This is a genomic window from Pseudomonas sp. P1.8 (genome assembly GCF_001269805.1).
Lineage (GTDB): Bacteria > Pseudomonadota > Gammaproteobacteria > Pseudomonadales > Pseudomonadaceae > Aquipseudomonas.
The window spans coordinates 1-18,420 of record NZ_LHVM01000010.1 but is presented as its reverse complement, the minus strand read 5'-3'; the positions used below and the strand labels follow the sequence as shown (position 1 = coordinate 18,420).

The window sequence follows — 18,420 nt, the reverse complement described above, 5'->3', positions numbered from 1 at the left end:
TGTGATCAGTGCACCGGATCTGCTGCTGCACTGACAGAAAACCGCTCCCGATAAGCCTGTGGCGTCACGCCCATTGCCCGCAGGAAACTGCGGCGCAGGGTTTCTTCGCTGCCGAAGCCGCATTGCACCGCGACGCGTTTGATCGGCACGCCGGTATCGCTGAGCAAGCGCCGCGCGGTCTCGACCCGAATCAGCTCGATGGCCCGGGCCGGGGTCTGGCCGGTGTCGGCGCGGTAGTGGCGGACGAAGCTGCGCTCGCTCATGCCGGCCTGTAACGCCAGGGTCGGGACGCCGAGATCCTTGGTGAGATTTTCGCTGATCCAGGCGTGAAGTTCATCGAACCGGTTGCCGTCTTTTTGCAAGGACAGGGTCACGCTGAATTGCGACTGGCCGCCCGGACGCTTGAGAAACACCACCAATTGCCGGGCAACTTCCAGCGCCATGCTGCGCCCAAGGTCTTCTTCTACCATGGCCAGTGCCAGGTCAATGCCGGCGGTCACGCCGGCCGAGGTCCAGACCGGGCCGTCGTTGATGAAGATCGGATTGGGTTCGACCTGTAATTGCGGGTGCTGCTGCGCCAGTTGCTCGCAGCGGGTCCAGTGTGTAACGACGCGTCGGCCATCGAGCCAGCCACTGGCCGCCAGCAGGAACGCCCCGGTGCACACCGAGCAAACCCGCCGACATCCGCGTGCATGTTCGCGCACCCACGCCACCATCGACGCATCCTCCGCTGCCGCGTAGACGCCCCAGCCACCGGCAATGACCAGGGTGTCGCTGCCTTGCTCCGGCAATGGCTCGGCCAACAGCGCCAGCCCGGCTGATGACATGACTGGCCCACCGCCGCTGGCGATCACCGAGGGCGCATAGGGTGTTGGCAAACCTCGCTGACGGGCAATGTCATTGGCCGAAGCGAATACCTGCAACGGCCCGGTGACATCGAGCAATTGCACGTTGGCGAAGGCAAGTACGTGAATGGTTTTCGGCATTTGGCGTAATTCGTGGGGATATTGGCGTATGCGCCAAAGACTACGAGCCTACAGTCAAACCGTCTACCCACCTCACGAGAAAAGCGCCATGACGTTGCAGATCGGTTTTCTGTTGTTTCCACAGGTTCAACAACTAGACCTGACCGGCCCCTACGATGTGCTGGCCTCGTTGCCGGATGTGAAAGTGCACCTGATCTGGAAAGACCTGATGCCCATCACCGCCAGCACCGGTCTGATGCTGAAACCGACCACTACGTTCGAAGATTGCCCGGCACTGGATGTGATCTGTGTTCCGGGTGGCAGCGGCGTCGGCCCCTTGATGGAAGATGACGAAACCCTGGCCTTTCTCAAGACCCAAGCCGCCAACGCGCGCTACGTCACCTCCGTGTGCACCGGCTCGCTGGTGCTTGGCGCAGCCGGATTGCTCAAGGGCAAACGTGCCACCACTCATTGGGCGTACCACGAACTGCTGGCGCCGTTGGGGGCGATTGCGGTTCAGGACCGCGTCGTTCGCGACGGCAATCTGCTGACCGGTGGCGGCATCACCGCCGGCATCGATTTTGCTCTGACCCTGGCCGCAGAGCTGTTCGACAAGGCCACCGCCGAGCTGGTGCAGCTGCAACTGGAATACGCTCCAGCGCCGCCATTTGCCGCGGGCAGCCCCGAGACAGCACCGGCCAGCGTGCTTGAGGAGGCGAGCCAACGTGCCGCTGGCTCGTTGAAATTGCGTGCGCAAATTACTCAGCGCGCAGCAGCGAAACTTGACCGTCAGTGACAAAAATGGGCTGCGGGATGCAAATACCCGCAGCCATGACTTTTCACACGCCCACAAAAAAACCCGCCGAAGCGGGTTTTTCCAAGACCATTACGACTCCTTGTCGCGGCATTCCTTGCCTATGGTCGATCATCCGTGATCCTGAGCACATCCTGTGCTTCAGTGGGTGAGGCCAGCTTACGCATCGGATCCAAATAACAACAGTCGACATCACTACCACCGCGTGTAAGACATTCGCTATAACCCACCTTCCGAAAACCCTTAGACGCTTGGACTTCGAAGCCGCAAAGCGAGCTTCGCGCCTTTGCGCTGAAACCGGGTCTCAACCCTCACGCGGGTGGCCCTTGGCGCTCTCGCTCAAAAACTGCTCGATGTTGTTCATCTGCTCTTCCCAACCGCGGCTGTCCATGCGGAAGGCTTTTTCCCGGCGTACGTCGGGAATGTGATCGAACCCGGACTCCGAGACCTTGAGCAGCGTGCCGTCTTCGTGGTCTTCCAGTTCGAACTTGACCAGGGTGGTCGGTTCCTGGGAATAGTCGATCTGCGCGTTTACCGCATAAGGGTGCCAGCGAAACGAAAACAGCCGCTCCGGCTCGACCCGCTCGACCAGAACATTCCACAAGACATGCTCATACCCCGGGTACGTGACCTTACCCTGGGTCCACTCACCGGCGACGAAACGCTTGCCCTCCAGCGCAACGCCAAACCACTGTCCGAACACTTCGGCATTGGCCACCACGCGCCAGACCTGAGAACGCTTGGCCTTGAGCAGGATTTTCCTTTCGATGCGATCAGATGCTGGGTTCATAAGTCACCTCCTGTACTTGAACAGTAGGTCAGTAAGACCATAAGACCAACCCTAAAGTTGTACCAATCGGGATTCGCAATCAACCATGCCTGAAACATTCGGCTGCATTTGCGGGAATTAGTTCTGGATGAAGATGCCAGGCAGGCCGTGCGAGCGAATGTCCTTTCGCTACACTGCAGCGCAATTTTCCTTGATAAACGCGAGCATCCCTCCATGAAACTACGCTTTTTCCTCGCGCTGGCGCCGCTGTTGCCGAGCGCGGGCGTTTTCGCCGTGGATTGCGACAACGCCAGTGACCAAACGACGATGAACCAGTGCGCGGCGCAGCAGCATGCGGCGGCCGACAAGGAGTTGAATGCGTTGTATCAGCAGATCAATTCACGGCTCAAAGGCAACCCGGACAACAAAAAGTTGCTGGTGGGCGCGCAGCGCGCCTGGGTGGCTTTTCGCGATGCCGAGTGCAAGTTCTCGGCGTCCGGGGTGACCGGTGGGAGTGTGTATCCGTTGATCTACAGCAACTGCACCACAGAGCTGACAAAGGCACGGGTTCAGACGTTCAGGAACTACCTGAAGTGTCAGGAAGGGGATATGAGTTGTCCGGTGCCGGGGGGTTGATTTTCACCGTTTTGTTGAGGGCTTCTTCGCCGGCTAGCCGGCTCCTACAGTAAATTTGTGAAAAACCTGTAGGAGCCGGCTTGCCGGCGAAGACGTCAGTTCAAGCACCACAGTTAGCGGACAAAAATCTGCGCCGTGGTAATCGCCATGTCCCCGCCCGGCAACTTGATGCTGCCCGTCTGTTTCAGGCTGTCGGCATCGAAGATCGCCACATCGTTGAACGTCCCCGCCAGGTAGATTTTGCTGCCGTCCTTGTTGAAGGAAATGCAGTAGTAGGAATGATCGAGCGTGGCGGACTGGAGCATCTTCTTCTGTTTGATGTCGTACTTGGCCAGGCGGTTGAGCACGCCGAACATCAGGTTAGGGTCCTTCGGCGAGCGCATGCCGCTGAAGTAGATTTCGGTCAAAGGGCCGAAGTCGGTGGTTTCGGTCTTGCCGGTCTTCAGGTCGACGCTGAACAGACCGTACAGGTATTCGGCGGTGGCCGGGTCCTGTTTCTTGTCCTTGAATTTCGCCGCGGTGTAGAGCAGCGAAAAATCATGCCGATATGTCTGCTGATTCCACACGTAGAGCACGTCCGGTGCGCTGTAGTTCGGGCGTTTCCAGTGCCGGCTGGGAATCAGCACATCGAATTTTCCGGTTTGCACATTGACCTTGTAGACGTCCGCGCCGGCCACGTACAGCGTGCCATCGTCACCGCTCTGCATGATGGTCAGCTGGCGCGGCGCCGGGAAACTACGCACAGGCTTGGCGTCCATGCCCGCATCGGTCTTGTACACGTCGAGCCGTGGCTGTTGCACTTCATAGCGGTCGTTCATCATCAACGTCGGGTTGGCGACGGTGAACAGTTCCTTGCCGTCGTGGCTGAGGGTGAAGGCGAACATCGACTTCGCTTTTTCCCCCGGCTTCTGGGTGATGCTGGCGTGGAATACCTGCTTGCAACTGTCCAGTTCGACGCCGTAGATATCCGCATAGTGATTGTTCAGCACATAGGCGGTCTTGCGATCCGGTGACAGTTGCACGGTGCCGGGCCCGAAGGCGTCAGGCATCTTGCAGGTCTTGAACAGCGTGTCGGTCGCCAGATCGATCACGTGCAGGTTGTTCGGGTAGTTGGTGGTCACCATGTATTCGTGACCGTCTTGCAATACGCTGTTTTCATCGGCCAGGAGACTGAGCGAAAACGTGCTCAGGACGGCGAAAGCGGCCAGGCCGCAGGCTTTGATGCTGTGCATGCTGGAGTCCTTTTCTGTCCGATTACTTGTCTTTTGGAAAGACAGTGCCGAGGTTGCGCCAGTTGTCGTTGGACGCCTGGGCATCCTTGTTCCAGTCCGGGTAGGTGCTCATCATGTCTGGCACCTGGGCCGGCCACCAGCAAGGGTCAGAGCAACCGTAGAGGTCGGCTTCCATCGGCTGGCACAGCGACGACACACCGCCAAACGCATCGATTTCCCAGCCAGGGTCGGTGGTCGAGGCACAGCCCGCCACCGAACTCATCGCCACCACTTCTTCAATGCGGTTCTCATCCGCGGCCTGATCCAGCTTCAGCGCTTTGTTATTGATTGCCTTGAGATGTTTCATATCAGTGAGCCTTGCGCGGAGTGATGTAACTGCTGATGAACGCAGGGTTGTTGGCCATGATCCGGGTGTAGACCTCGATGCCGAAGTCGACCCAGTCACGCATCAGTTCGCAGTAGTGATAGGTCGGGTGGGTCGGGTCGCCGTAGCGGGCGTAGCTCTCGTGGTAGCAGCCGCCGGAACACAGGTTGCGGATCTGGCAGTCTTCGCAGCCGGTGTTGGTGCGGTCCAGGCGCTGGGACAGGAAGTCGTTCAATTCCACCTGTTTCACCCCACTGTGGACGTTGCCGAAGGTCGGCAGGCTCGAGCCGGTAAAGCGGTGGCACAGGTTCAGCTCACCCTTGTGATCCACGGCCAGCATCTTCAGGCCCGCACCGCATGGCAGGGCTTTTTTGTGGCCTTCGTGGATGTCGGTGATCAGCTGGTGCAGATTGGAGAAACCGATGTTGCGGTGCTCCAGCGCTGCTTCCAGATAGCGTCGACCGAGGGCCTTCATGTTGGCGAACACCTGCACCAGTTCATCACTGGTGAGGTTGAAGCTGCTGATGTCGCCGGAAGTCACCGGCGCGAAGCCGACTTCGGCAAAACCCAGTTCATTGAACAGGTGGTCCCAGATGGTTTCGACGTCGGTCACACCGGTGGTGAGCGTTACGCGAGCACCGACCGGACGGCTGTTGTAGCGTGACAGCAGCATCTGCGCCTTGCGCCGCACCACGTCGTACGTACCCTGCCCGCCCACGGTGATGCGGTTGCGGTCGTGCACGGTTTTCGGCCCGTCGATGCTCACTGACAAACCAAAGCGGTGGGCATTGAGGTAGTCCACGGTGTCTTCGGTGAGCAGCGTGGCGTTGGTGGTCATGACGAATTCGACGAACTTGCCCGCCTCGCGGAATCGCTTCTCACAGTAATCGACCATGTACTCGATCAGCTTGCGATTGCTCAGCGGCTCGCCGCCGAAGAACACCACGGTGAAACGTTCTTCGTCCGGGGATTCCCTGAGCAACATTTCCACCGAAGCGATCGCCGTTTCGACGTCCATCTTCTTGCCTGCCGATGGTTTGTCGAGGTCTTCCTTGTAGCAATACGTGCAGCTCAGGTTGCAGCCAGTGTTGACGTTGAGCACCACGGTATTGATTGCCGTGCGCTCGACGCGTTTGGTGGCGATGTCCGGGGTCAGCGGCGAACCGTCGCTGACCAGTTCCAGGGCCATCAGCTCGCGCAGGGTCTCGGTGATTTCCTCGCCATTGAAACGCGTGGCCAGGCGCTGGATCAGGTCGTCCGAGGAGCAACCCGGCCCGCGCAAGGTGTCGATGATGGTGCCCGTCAGTTCATCGCTGGCGAACAGCGAACTGCTGGGGATGTGAAACAGCATGCGGTCGGCGTCGACGTGCACTTCGTGCAAGTTGCGTTCGACCAGATTCAAGATAGCGCCCATGGCAAACCTCCTGTGCAAGCCCCGGTTCCGGGGCCTGCGGTCATTCCGAAAAAGTGTCTGAAGCCTGCGTTTTCAGCCAACTCAAGGAATGGGTGGATTGTTCCAGCGTTGCACGGTCACGATCATGTGGCCTTCGCCAGTCAGGGATTTCCCTGCGTCGTCGACGGCGGCGATCACCTTGAGGTTGCCGGCATTGTTGGTGGACATCTTGCGTGCCGGGTTCGGTCCGGCATCGCCCGGGGTGAAAACGCCGGTGTCGGCCTGCATGGTGCCGGCGAACTTGACGTCTTCGTCTTCCTTGGCGCGATCGTCGAAGGCCTCGACTGTCCATTGCGCCGGGAACACGCCGATGCGGTACGGCTTGCCGTCGGCGCCCTTGCCCCAGGCTTCCGCATCGAAACGACCCTGGACTTTCGGCGTCGAACCACCGTTCTCGCCGATCCGCGCTACCGAGAATTGCGGCACGACTTTGACCGAGGCGATCTTGCTGTAGACCGACAGGCTCGGGCCTTTCAACGCACCGACGGTGACCATACGCAGGCCCGGTTGGGCATTGGCGGCAGCCTTGAGTTTGACCTTGATCCGCTCAGGGCTCTGCTCAATGACTTCAACCACCTCCACGCCTTTGCCGAAGTCCGGCTTGCCGGTCAGGCCGCTGCCGATCAGGGTGACTTGAGTTTCGCTGCCAGCCTTCAGATAGCCCGGCTGCACGGCCAGCAAACGCTGGGAACCCTGCTTGGCCGCGACGAAGTCCAGTCCGCGCTCGTCATGCTCGGCCTCGAACATTCGGCCCTGCATCGCATTGCCCTGGGCGGCGAACACCTGCCGCATGGTCACGCCATCGATGGTCACGTTGCCGCGCCATTCGTAGCCGGTGTAGAGAATCGCACTGCCGTCGCCATTGAACGGGGTGCCGTCGGCATATTGGCCCTTGACGCTGACCTTGAAGGTATCGCTGCCGTCGGCGCTGACGCTCATCACACCAGCCAATTCACCCTTGCCCGGCAAGTGACCGCTAAAGCTCCAGTCGCCCACCAGGGCATCGGCCTTCGGCGCGACACTCTGCCATTTTTTCCAGGCCGGGTTGTCCAGCGGATAACGCTTGGCCAGCAGCGGCACCATCTCTTTACGGGCCATATCGAACCAGTCGCGGTCCCGGGACAGTGCCTGGTATTCCAGCGACGGCCATTGCCCAAGGTGGAAGTTCACCAAACGCTCCCATTCCTGGGCCGGACGCCGTTGCAGGGCGACCCGCGCACCGGAGTGGCAGCGGCCACACATCTGGCTGGTCTGGTCATCGAACTGCTCGACCGTGTTGAGCCGACGCTCCATGGCATAACGCACGCCATCGGTTTCGCTCGGCGCCAGGCCCTGGGTGTCGGCCAGGTATTTGACCAGCGTGCGACGGTCGTCATCGCTGATCTGCAAGCCGTGCATAGTCTGCATGCGGGCGATGCTCATCAGCCAGCCTTCCGGCGTCTTGCGCTGGTGGCTGATACGGCTGAGGGCGTTATCGGCTTCGGGGGTGTGACAGCCCTGACAGGTTTCCTTGAGGATGGTCTGGGCGTCGCGGGCTGCCAGGCTGGCGGGGGTATGCAGGGCCACGCAAGCGGCCACGGCCAGCAGGCTGGCGCTCATGCCTGATCGGATTCTTCTCTTCATCAACGTCGAACCTCGCACGGTGCTTTCTTATTTTTGTGGCTTGTCGTTTTTATGGTTTCTACCGCCGGCCTCGATCGGCTACGGAGGCAAGAGAAACGTCTGCGATGAGCAATACACGGAGCGTGCCAGCTTATTAATATCTATTTGAATCAATGAGTTGCTTGAAACGTCCTGGGTTTAGTCAATGGCTGGATCTGCGTTCCCCGTTCAATTTCGCGACAACTGTTGCAACCTGAGACAAGCATAGTTCTGCTCTCTGTAGGAGCGAGCCTGCTCGCGATGGACGTCAACGATAACGCGGAGTGTCTGAATGCCTGGATTGTCCGGAGGTTTTTCGCGAGCAGGCTCGCTCCTGCAAGGGTGTACTGATGTCTCACGTCGTCGCAATTTGCGACGCTTGCGCACGCCGAGGCCATTCGAAAAACAACCCGCAAGCCCGCCCGTTCGGGCTCGAAACAAAGAAATCTACAACTGGCACAACCGTTGCGAAAGACCTCGTCACACGAACAAGACGAGGTTTCAACATGTCGCTCCCAAACCTGCTTCCCGCCACCACGGCATTCATCCAGCGTGCCCCACGCATGCTGATCGGCGCAGACTGGATCGAGGCCGCCGACGGCCAGACCATGCCCCTGCACAACCCGGCCACCGGTGAAGAACTGTGCGTGGTGCCACGGGCCACGCCTGAGGATGTCGACCGCGCCGTGCTCGCCGCCCGCCAGGCCTTCGATGATTCGGCCTGGAGCCGCACTCGCCCGCGGGAGCGGCAGAATCTGTTGTGGAAACTCGCCGACCTGATGCAACGCGACGCCGAGTTGCTGGCGCAACTGGAATGCCTGAACAATGGCAAAAGCGCGGCGGTTGCCCAGGTGATGGATGTGCAGTTGTCCATCGATTTCCTGCGTTACATGGCTGGTTGGGCGACCAAGATCGAAGGCTCCACGGTCGACGTGTCGGCGCCGCTTATGCCTAACGATCAGTTCCACAGTTTTATCCGTCGCGAAGCGGTAGGCGTGGTCGGCGCCATCGTCGCCTGGAACTTCCCGCTGCTGCTGGCCTGCTGGAAACTCGGCCCGGCGCTCGCCACCGGTTGCACCGTCGTCCTCAAACCCGCTGATGAAACCCCGCTCACTGCGCTCAAGCTCGCGGAACTGGTGCTGGAAGCGGGCTATCCGCAAGGCGTATTCAACGTGGTCACCGGCACCGGCATCACGGCGGGTTCCGCCCTGACCCACAACCCGCTGGTGGACAAGCTGACCTTCACTGGCTCAACCGCGGTGGGCAAGCAGATCGGCAAGATCGCCATGGATTCCATGACTCGGGTCACCCTGGAACTGGGCGGTAAATCGCCGACCATTGTCATGGCCGACGCCGACCTGAAGACCGCAGCGGCCGGCGCCGCCAGTGCGATTTTCTTCAACCAGGGCCAGGTCTGCTGCGCGGGTTCCAGGTTGTACGTGCAGCGCAAGCACTTCGACAATGTGGTAGCGGACATCAGCGATATCGCCAACGCCATGAAGCTCGGCAATGGCCTGGACCCGAGCGTCGAGATGGGCCCATTGATTTCAGCGCGTCAGCAGCAACGGGTTTACGGCTACATCGAAAAGGGCCGGGAAAGCGGCGCAACCATCGCCTGTGGCGGTGAGCAATTCGGGCCGGGGTTCTTCGTCAAACCGACAGTCATCGTTGATGTCGATCAGAAGCATTCGCTGGTGCAGGAAGAAATCTTCGGTCCGGTACTGGTGGCCATTCCGTTCGATGACGAGGCGGACGCGTTGCGCATGGCCAACGACAGTCCTTATGGACTGGGTGCGAGCATCTGGTCCAATGATCTGGCAGCGGTGCACCGGATGATTCCGCGAATCAAATCCGGCTCGGTATGGGTCAATTGCCACAGCGCCCTGGACCCGGCACTGCCGTTCGGCGGTTACAAGATGTCGGGGGTCGGGCGTGAAATGGGTTATGCGGCGATTGAGCATTACACGGAGCTGAAGTCGGTGTTGATCAAGTTGTAATAGCGGCGACTGTCGGGCCGCCTTCTCGAGCATGCTCGCTCCTACATTGGAAAGCATTCACCCTGTAGGAGCGAGCCTGCTCGCGATGAGGCCAGCCCAACAACCACTGGCCTCAGGGTTTGAACCCCTGCGCCAATAACCAACTCCTGACCATCCTCCCCTGCTCCAGCGTCAAGCCCGCCAGGACCTGCTCCGCAGGCACTCCTTGCTTCATCCCCCGAACCAGCGGCGCCAACTCAACACTCAGCACATGCCAGATCCCCAACGGTTGATCCGCCGTAATCACCACCTCGGCCTCATCGACAAAACCATCGCGCAACACCGGCGCCCGCTCGATCCTCAACGCATTGAAATCTGCCTCGGCATGGGCGATCTCGGCATCCGGCCATTGCCGTCGTGCCTGCCAGAAGGGTTGATCCAACCATCGTTGCTCATCCGCATAAAAATCACGGCCGATGCGCGCGAATCGCAAAAACAGCTGTTCCACCCTTTGTTGATGAAAGCGTTGGGCCAACGTCGCTCGCTCGGGTTTGCGCAACAGCGTGTTGATCACCGCCGGCGCCTGCAACGCCGAGGACAGGGATTGAAAAATGCCGTTGCCCGATAGCGGGTCCACAGCCATCGCTGCGTCCCCAATACGAATCCAGTTATCGCCGCACACCTGAGGGCTCAGAATCGCCGTACTGCTGCGGGCATGCAGCTGCAATTGGACCTGGGGCTCGCTGCCAAAAAACGCTCTCGCCACGGACGACGCCTGACGCCGTTGCTGACAAAAATCCAGTAATTGCGCCTTGGCGGGCAACCCCACACTGGCCACGTCCACCGTCCATTGCCAGTAACACTGGCCGTCGGCCCGCCGCGCCATCCACGCCCAACCGTCTGCAAGGCTTTCAACGGCGCTGGCCGTGGTGCCCGGCGAGCCTTGCCAGCGATTAAGCAGGCTGACGGTCTCCGGGCCTCGAAGGCCTTTGCCGAGTGCGGGCGCCTGACGTCCACGGGCTTCGACCAGAAACTTCGTGAGCAGCGGCTCGCGAGCGTCGATCTCGATTCGATGGCCAGGTTCGCAAGATTGAACCGACAACACACGGCCTTCGATGAGCTCGACACCGGCCAAGCGCAGATCCTCACGCAGTCCTCGGTCAAAGCTGGGGCGATCCAGCAAGTATTCGATATTCTGTGCGTGTTGCCGGCCGTTCCACGAAACCTGCCGCTGAGACGGCAAAGCTGCGTTCGTCAGCGCATGATGAAAACCCGCACCACGCAATGCCTCCAGCACCCGGATAGATACGCCTTCGAGCGCGGCAAACCGGCGCCATTCACTGACCAAAGTCACGCTGTAACCAAGCCGCCGAAGCCCCAGCGCAACCGCTGCACCCGCGGGTCCTGCGCCGAGAATGACGATCGCGGTCATGACCCGAGTCGCCGTTCAGGGCCACGATAGGCGGCGTTCTGCTGCAACCAGTCGATGACTTGTGCGTTGCTGGCGTCAGGTTGCGCAGCGAGGAAACCCGCAATGTGTCCACTCAACGCTGCGCAACCGAGGCTCGCACCGGATTGCCCTGGATATGTGCCGTGCACACACGCGGCGAAATCCGCCTGGGCACTGTTGAGCCATGACCATTGCTGCTCGGCACAACGGGCGTCGCCGGTCACCCGCAGCACCTGCGCATAATTCGCGGGGAACACGCCTTCACCCTGAGCAGGGCTCGACGCACACAACAGCACGCCTTTCGCCACGGCCGCCGCGCAGGCTGCGCGCAACAGGCTGCGATCCTGGCGCAACCCCAGGCTCAAATTGATCAGCCGCACATCCTGCGCCACCAGCCAGTCGATCGCGGTAGCGATCTGCAACGCGCTGGTGACCCCGCGCTGATCGAACACTTGAGCCACGCAAAACAACGCTGAGGGTGCGCGACGGCTGATGGCCTCGATCACAGCGCTGCCGTGCCCGAGCGGGTCATCCCGCAAGTCGCTTTCGGCCAGAGCGTCCTTCAAAAGTGAAAACCGTCGTCCGGCGATCACTTGCACCCGCTGTGCAGCCGAATGGCCGCTGTCCACCACACCAATACGCAGTTCAGGCTTCATGCAGCACCGTTTTCGAGGTGAGTACGCCATCGAGCAATTCAAAGCGCAAATCGGCGTCGGCCAGTGTCGAGGGACGATGGCTGATCAGGATCCGCGTACGCCCGGCAAACAAACGGTCGATGGCTTCGATGACTTCGCGCTCGGTGGTTTCATCCACCGCCGAGGTGGCTTCGTCGAGGACCAGAATCAAAGGGTCCTGCAACAATGCCCGGGCAATCGCGATGCGCTGTTTTTGCCCGCCGGACAGCTGCTGACCACGCTCCCCCAACGGGCTGTCGAGCCCTTCAGGCAGGGACGCGATCAGGCTGTCCAGCTGAGCCAGTCGCGCGACTTCGGCTATCGATTCACGACTGGCGTCCGGCACGGCATAAGCCAGATTGTCGGCGAGGCTGCCGCGAAACAGCACGATGTCTTGACTGACGATGGCGATACGCTGACGCAGTTGGAACAAGTCCAATTCACGCAAGTCGACGTCATCCAGAAGCACTCGCCCGGACTGCGGATCGTGGTGCCGTTGCAGCAGATCGATCAGGGTTGATTTGCCGACACCCGAGCCGCCGCTCAAGGCGACTTTCAAACCGTAGGGAATTCGCGCTTCGATGCCTCGCAACGTCGACTGCCGGCCCGGATGGGCGAAGTGCACGTTGTCGAACCAGAGATCGCCAGAGGCCGGTATTGGCCGGGGTGCATCGGGTGTCAGTACTGTCGGTTGCTCACCGCGCAACTCCATGACCCGGCCGAGGCTGACGGTCATCCGCTGAATGGCCACGTAGAGCCCGAGCAAACTCTGAACCGGCCCAACGGCCATGCCCAGGTAAGTGGAAAACGCGATCAACGCACCCAACTGCCAAGTGCCCTGCACGACCCAATAGCCGCCAATCAAAAATGCACAGGCGCGCGACAACGACGTCAGGGTGCCCGGTACGGCCTGTGTGAAAAATTCGGTGACCTGCAGGCGCAGCAACTGGCTCATGTAGCCCTGCCCTAGCGTCTCAAGGCGCCGCGCTTCCCGCTGTTGCTGGCCAGCAGACTGAATGAATTTCATCACCGGCAGTGTCTCGACCATGAACGAGGACATGTCCGCCGAGCGCTCGCGCAATTGCCGCACATCGCGCTCGACCTTGCGTCGCATCCAGCGCAGCCAGAGTACATCGAGGGGAATCAACACCAGTGCCAACAGCGACAACTTCCAGGACAACGTCAGCAGCATCGCCACCGCTACGACCAGACCGATCACACTGGACACCGCCGAAAACAGAGAGTCCACGGCAAAGCGCTGAATCTCCGCGACGTCGCCATCGAGCCGCGACATCAGGTCGCCAATGCGCCGCTGGCCGTAAAAGCTCGGCGACAGGGTCTGCAAATGCCGGTACAGATCATCGCGCAACGCAAACAGCATGCGCCCGGACAGCCGTGTGTGCAGGTAGCGATTGATCCCCGAAAGCGCCGTCCCCAGCAGTCCGGCGACAATCATCAACCCGGCAATCAAAACCAGCATCGGAAAGTTGCGTGCCAGCAGACCGTCATCGATCAACAGCTTGGTCAGCCATGGCTGCACCAGCACCAGCGCCGAAGCACAAACCGATAATCCCAGCAGTCCGGCAATTGCCAGACGATGGGGCCGGACAAAACTGTAGAGCCAATGCAACGCCGCTTGCAGGGCCTCGGGGTTCTGGCTGTCGATCAGCCGAACGATCAGGCGCTGCATCATGAGCGCAACTGTTTAAGCTTGCGATACAGCGTCGCGCGGCTGATGCCCAAGGCGTCTGCGGCGGCCGATACATTGCCCTGATGCGTGTCGAGGGACTGGCGAATCATTTCCAGTTCATTTTCACGAATGCTGCCGGAGTGCGGCCGTTCGCTGACGGACAACTCGTCAAGCATGCTGTCGGGCAAATGGTCGATGGTCAGAACAGCCTCCCCCGGCTCGCGCATGGCCAGCGCCGTACGCAAAACCATCTCAAGCTGACGGATATTACCGGGCCAATGATAAGCGGCGAGTAAACGGTCAAGGTCGTCGTGCAGGACTACGGTTGGCGCGTCGAGACTACTGAGCAGGCGACTGATCAGCGCGCCAAAATCGTCACGTTCGCGCAACGCCGGAAGTATCACGCTGATGCCGTTGACCCGGTAGAACAGGTCTTCGCGAAAGTGTTTTTCCTCTACCAGACGCTTGAGGTCACGGTGGGTGGCGCAGATCAGCGCGACGTCGATGTCCTGCTCTTCACCGGCGCCCAGCGGCGCGACTTTGCGATCCTGAAGAACGCGTAGCAGGCGAGCTTGCAAGGCCAGCGGCATGTCGCCTATTTCATCGAGAAACAAGGTGCCACCATGGGCCTGTTGCAAGCGCCCGATCATGCCGCCACGGCGTGAGCCGGTGAACGCGCCTTCACGGTAGCCGAACAGTTCAGACTCAATCAGGCCTTCGGGAATGGCTGCGCAGTTCACCGCGACGAAGGGTTTATCGCAACGGCTGCCGGCCATGTGCAGGGCGCGGGCGATGACTTCTTTGCCGGTGCCGGTTTCACCCAGCAGCAACACCGGAAGCGCGTTGGCCAAGCCTTGGCGAGCCATGCGCAAAGCCCGGGCATAACGGGTATTACTTCCGGCGAGCGATTCGAGATCTGGTTGCGTTTTCGCGGTTTTCGCAACGTTGCGCGCCTGACTGTTGGCGTTGACCGAGCGCTGTGGCGCACGCAGTGTCTTGTAGAAAAACTCGCCTTTGGCGGTTTGCAAGCTGCCAGCGCCGCCCTGATGCAAACGGGTCAGTAACTGTAGGCCATCGACACCGAGAAACTCTTCGCAGCGCCGGCCCACCAGAGCCGAGCGCTCGGCATGGAGCAACTGACATGCCTGGGCACTGACCGCCAGAATCCGCCCGCCGAGGCTCACTGCCAGCAGGCCTTGCCATGGAGACTCGAGATACTGACGACGACTGTGAAAAGCGAGGACGATCTCATCGGGATAGCTGGCGTTGAACACCCGACTCTCGATCTGACTGACGGCCATGGCCAAGAGCGCGGTACTGTCATGGGCACGACCCAATGGTCCTTCGCGGGTCAGGTCGAGGACGCCGAGGATATCGCCCTGGGGGCAATGGATCGGTACAGAGGTACAGGAAAAATCGCTCAGGCGATCCAGATAGTGTTCGCCACAATCGATCAAGGTTGGTCGGGCTTCGACCAGCGCGGTGCCCAGAGCGTTGGTGCCGCGTACTGCCTCGCTCCAGCAAGCGCCGAGGGTGATGTCTTGCAGGCCACTGCCCTTGAGACGATCGGCGCGCCCTTCAACCGCAAGAATCGTGGCATCGGAGTTAGCCAATATGATCAACCCTTCCTTGCCCTGGCGCTCGGCCAGGTAATCGATGGCGGGCAACGCGGCGTCGATCAACAAGCGATTGCTCGCGAGCAGTACGTCGACGCTCGCACTCGATTCCAGCGCAAGCTCATGCTTGGCATTGAAATGCACGCCATGGCTGAGGCTACGACGCCATGAGGCATCGATTTCGGCGCGCAGGACACCGTCAGGCACTTCGCCTTCCAGGTGAAGTTTCTCCCGGGCCAACCGGGCTTCGCGATGCAGTTTGGGTAGGTTTGTTTTTATTAGCGTCATCAAGCGCTCCGGGTCGTCCGCCCCTGCGCCTTTGTGAATAGGCGCCCTGCCGCAATCTTTACGTTAACGTCAGGGCAATGGCAAGTGCCTTACGGCGCTTGCTCTAGGCGTGAGGGTCACCCGACGCTTTGCCTGGTGCAGCGTACTGCGGTTTCAGGTGACCGTCCTGATCGAGCAGCCAGGCGTCCATGATCTGCCGTACAACGGGACCGGCGACGCGGCCCCCGGCTTCGCCGTTTTCGATCATCACCGAGATGACAATTTTCGGGTGTTCGGCCGGAGCGAAACCGACGAACAAGGCATTGTCGCGGTTTCGCTCCAGGGTTTTCGCACGGTTGTAACGCTCGCCCTGCTTGATCGCTACCACTTGCGCGGTACCGCTCTTGCCGGCAATACGGTATTGCGCCCCCGCCGCCGCTGCTCGGGCAATCCCGCGGGCATCGTGCATCACCATCTGCATGCCGTGGTTGACTTGCTCCCAGTCGCGCGGGTCCTTGAGCAAGATATTGGGTATCGGATGTTCGTCCACCGGCGCGACACCGTCGACCGTCACGGCCAGGTGCGGTCGGTTCCATACGCCTTTGTTGGCAATCAGCGCCGTGGCTTGGGCGAGTTGCAACGGCGTAACCTGCATATAGCCTTGGCCAATACCGAGGATCACCGTTTCGCCGGGGAACCATGGCTGACGACGCGTAGCGCGCTTCCAGGCTTGGGATGGCATCAGCCCGGGAGATTCTTCGTACATATCCAGGGAGACTTTCTCGCCCAGACCGAACATGGCCATGTAGTCGTGCAAGCGATCGATGCCGAGCTTGTGCGCCAAATCGTAGAAGTAGGTGTCGTTGGAACGCATGATTGCTGCGTCCATATCTACCCAACCGTCGCCGCTGTGGTTCCAGTTTCGGTACTTGTGATCGAAATCAGGGAGCTGGTAGTAGCCTGGGTCGAACACACGGGTTTGCGGCGTGACGATCCCGGCGTCGAGCCCGGCGATTGCAACTTCCGGTTTGATGGTTGAACCCGGCGCATACAGGCCACGCAGCACACGATTGAAAAGCGGCCGGTCGATAGAGTCGCGTAACGTCGAATATTCCCTTGAGCTGATGCCTGTGACGAACAGGTTGGGGTCGAAACTCGGGTTGCTAACCATAGCCAGCACTTCACCGGTCGATGGATCGAGTGCGACGACTGAGCCACGACGACCATCCAGAGCTCGTTCGGCGGCTTCCTGAAGCTTGATATCAAGACTCAGGACAATGTTTTCGCCGGGAACCGGGTCCGTGTGCTTGAGCACGCGCAACACGCGGCCCTGAGCATTGGTTTCAACTTCCTCGTAACCGACATGACCGTGGAGTTGTGACTCGTAGAATTTTTCGATACCGGTCTTGCCGATGGATTGCGTCCCCCGGTATTCGACCGTATCCAGTACTTTGGATTCTTTCTCGTTAATGCGCCCGACGTAGCCGACCGAATGAGCGAAGTGCTCTCCCAGCGGATAATGACGAACGAACTGCGGCTCGACATCGAGTCCAGGCAACCGGAACTCGTTTACTGCCAGTTCGGCGATCTGTTCTTCGCTCAGCTCATAGAACAGGGTAACGGGCACAAATGGATGCCGTGCCTGCTTCATGGCTTTGTCGAACAGCGTGCGATCTTCCGGAGGCAAATGCAGGAGGCTGACCACCTCATCAAGCTCAGCTTTCACATCGGTGGCGCGTTCGCGAGTGATGGTCAAGTTGAAACTGGGTCGGTTATCTGCGAGGACGACCCCATTGCGGTCATGGATCATTCCACGGGTTGGTGTAATTGGCAGGACGTGGACGCGGTTGTTTTCGGAAATCGTGGAGTGATAGTCGAATTCAACCACTTGCAGGACGTAAAGGCGCACCACCAGCGCACAGGTAATAGCGACGACGAACAGAGCGCAGGCCATCAGTCTTTTGTTGACCAGGCGTGACTCTTTTTCGTGGTCTTTGATCGGGATCGGCTCAGGCACTAGTGCAGCAACTCTTTGAAAAGGTGTGCCGATCCATGGGCGCAAACTCAGTCCGTTAAAAAGCGCTGCACGATACCAAAAGCGCGGAATCAGGTTGATGTGATTTTTTTTACAATTGCCCTGAGCACGCTAGACGGCGTGCCCCTGTATTTCGACCGAACAAACAAAACCCCAACTGCTTTCGCAATTGGGGTTTCGGAATTTAATCTTGACGATGACCTACTCTCACATGGGGAAACCCCACACTACCATCGGCGATGCATCGTTTCACTGCTGAGTTCGGGATGGGATCAGGTGGTTCCAATGCTCTATGGTCGTCAAGAAATTCGGGTACCGAATCGTGGCCAGTCGGCCGCGCTTCAGCAAATTGGGGATGTGATAGAAATCGGTGTTTTGTGAGATACGAACTTTCGGTTCATTGCGTCTTCACACACCGCAATCTGGCCTTTCGACTCAAATTGCTTGGGTGTTATATGGTCAAGCCTCACGGGCAATTAGTATTGGTTAGCTCAACGCCTCACAGCGCTTACACACCCAACCTATCAACGTCGTAGTCTTCGACGGCCCTTCAGGGGACTCAAGGTCCCAGTGAGATCTCATCTTGAGGCTAGTTTCCCGCTTAGATGCTTTCAGCGGTTATCTATTCCGAACATAGCTACCCGGCAATGCCACTGGCGTGACAACCGGAACACCAGAGGTTCGTCCACTCCGGTCCTCTCGTACTAGGAGCAGCCCCTCTCAAATCTCAAACGTCCACGGCAGATAGGGACCGAACTGTCTCACGACGTTCTAAACCCAGCTCGCGTACCACTTTAAATGGCGAACAGCCATACCCTTGGGACCGGCTTCAGCCCCA

The 18,420-nt window shown here is 59.7% G+C and carries 14 protein-coding genes and 2 rRNA genes; 3 read left to right on the top strand and 13 right to left on the bottom strand.

What is annotated here, in order from left to right; translation table 11 throughout:
- Window positions 1–5 precede the first annotated feature (5 nt).
- The gene (locus tag AD668_RS08810) at window positions 6–986 is read right to left on the bottom strand and encodes a GlxA family transcriptional regulator (RefSeq protein WP_053157127.1); all 981 of its coding nucleotides are present in this window, start codon (window positions 984–986) and stop codon (window positions 6–8) included.
- Window positions 987–1,074: 88 nt separating this feature from the next.
- Here AD668_RS08810 and inhA point away from each other — a divergent pair, with 88 nt between their 5' ends.
- The gene (gene inhA, locus AD668_RS08805; RefSeq protein ID WP_053157125.1) at window positions 1,075–1,761 is read left to right on the top strand and encodes an isonitrile hydratase; all 687 of its coding nucleotides are present in this window, start codon (window positions 1,075–1,077) and stop codon (window positions 1,759–1,761) included.
- A gap of 322 nt (window positions 1,762–2,083) precedes the next feature.
- On the opposite strand, the gene AD668_RS08800 is transcribed toward inhA, so the two are convergent.
- Entirely contained in the window at window positions 2,084–2,569 is a 486-nt protein-coding gene (locus tag AD668_RS08800; RefSeq protein ID WP_053157123.1) for an SRPBCC family protein, read from the bottom strand.
- 213 nt (window positions 2,570–2,782) lie between these two features.
- Between AD668_RS08800 and AD668_RS08795 the strand changes: the two genes are divergently transcribed.
- Complete coding sequence (locus AD668_RS08795; protein WP_053157121.1) at window positions 2,783–3,184, top strand: lysozyme inhibitor LprI family protein; 402 nt, start codon at window positions 2,783–2,785, stop codon at window positions 3,182–3,184.
- A 113-nt stretch (window positions 3,185–3,297) separates the two neighbouring features.
- On the opposite strand, the gene peaD is transcribed toward AD668_RS08795, so the two are convergent.
- From peaD to peaA, 4 genes are all read right to left on the bottom strand, one after another.
- On the bottom strand, window positions 3,298–4,416 hold the full coding sequence (gene peaD, locus AD668_RS08790; RefSeq protein WP_053157120.1) for a quinohemoprotein amine dehydrogenase subunit beta: 1,119 nt from the start codon (window positions 4,414–4,416) through the stop codon (window positions 3,298–3,300).
- A gap of 22 nt (window positions 4,417–4,438) precedes the next feature.
- On the bottom strand, window positions 4,439–4,762 hold the full coding sequence (gene qhpC / locus AD668_RS08785) for a quinohemoprotein amine dehydrogenase subunit gamma (protein ID WP_008016081.1): 324 nt from the start codon (window positions 4,760–4,762) through the stop codon (window positions 4,439–4,441).
- 1 nt (window position 4,763) lies between these two features.
- Window positions 4,764–6,194 carry a quinohemoprotein amine dehydrogenase maturation protein gene (peaB, locus tag AD668_RS08780; protein ID WP_053157118.1) on the bottom strand — a complete coding sequence of 477 codons (1,431 nt, stop codon included), beginning with the start codon at window positions 6,192–6,194 and terminating at the stop codon, window positions 4,764–4,766.
- Between the two features lie 81 nt (window positions 6,195–6,275).
- The gene (gene peaA, locus AD668_RS08775) at window positions 6,276–7,856 is read right to left on the bottom strand and encodes a quinohemoprotein amine dehydrogenase subunit alpha (RefSeq protein WP_053157115.1); all 1,581 of its coding nucleotides are present in this window, start codon (window positions 7,854–7,856) and stop codon (window positions 6,276–6,278) included.
- 524 nt (window positions 7,857–8,380) lie between these two features.
- Between peaA and AD668_RS08770 the strand changes: the two genes are divergently transcribed.
- Window positions 8,381–9,871 carry an aldehyde dehydrogenase gene (locus AD668_RS08770; RefSeq protein ID WP_053157112.1) on the top strand — a complete coding sequence of 497 codons (1,491 nt, stop codon included), beginning with the start codon at window positions 8,381–8,383 and terminating at the stop codon, window positions 9,869–9,871.
- 112 nt (window positions 9,872–9,983) lie between these two features.
- On the opposite strand, the gene AD668_RS08765 is transcribed toward AD668_RS08770, so the two are convergent.
- The 7 genes from AD668_RS08765 to AD668_RS08735 all read right to left on the bottom strand — a co-directional run.
- On the bottom strand, window positions 9,984–11,282 hold the full coding sequence (locus tag AD668_RS08765) for an NAD(P)/FAD-dependent oxidoreductase (RefSeq protein ID WP_053157109.1): 1,299 nt from the start codon (window positions 11,280–11,282) through the stop codon (window positions 9,984–9,986).
- Window positions 11,279–11,956 (bottom strand): S8 family serine peptidase, encoded by a 678-nt coding sequence (locus AD668_RS08760; protein WP_053157106.1) that lies wholly within the window; start codon window positions 11,954–11,956, stop codon window positions 11,279–11,281. The genes AD668_RS08765 and AD668_RS08760 overlap by 4 nt, the downstream gene beginning before the upstream one ends.
- Window positions 11,946–13,664 (bottom strand): ABC transporter ATP-binding protein, encoded by a 1,719-nt coding sequence (locus tag AD668_RS08755; RefSeq protein ID WP_053157103.1) that lies wholly within the window; start codon window positions 13,662–13,664, stop codon window positions 11,946–11,948. The genes AD668_RS08760 and AD668_RS08755 overlap by 11 nt, the downstream gene beginning before the upstream one ends.
- Window positions 13,664–15,568, bottom strand: a complete 1,905-nt coding sequence (locus AD668_RS08750) for a sigma-54-dependent Fis family transcriptional regulator (RefSeq protein WP_053157100.1) — start codon at window positions 15,566–15,568, stop codon at window positions 13,664–13,666. The genes AD668_RS08755 and AD668_RS08750 overlap by 1 nt, the downstream gene beginning before the upstream one ends.
- Window positions 15,569–15,671: 103 nt before the next feature.
- Window positions 15,672–17,564: a penicillin-binding protein 2 gene (gene mrdA / locus AD668_RS08745; protein WP_053157098.1), complete on the bottom strand. Its 1,893-nt coding sequence runs from the start codon at window positions 17,562–17,564 to the stop codon at window positions 15,672–15,674.
- 206 nt (window positions 17,565–17,770) lie between these two features.
- A 5S ribosomal RNA gene (gene rrf, locus AD668_RS08740) occupies window positions 17,771–17,886 on the bottom strand.
- Window positions 17,887–18,037: 151 nt separating this feature from the next.
- Window positions 18,038–18,420 (bottom strand): 23S ribosomal RNA (locus AD668_RS08735); the annotation flags it as partial.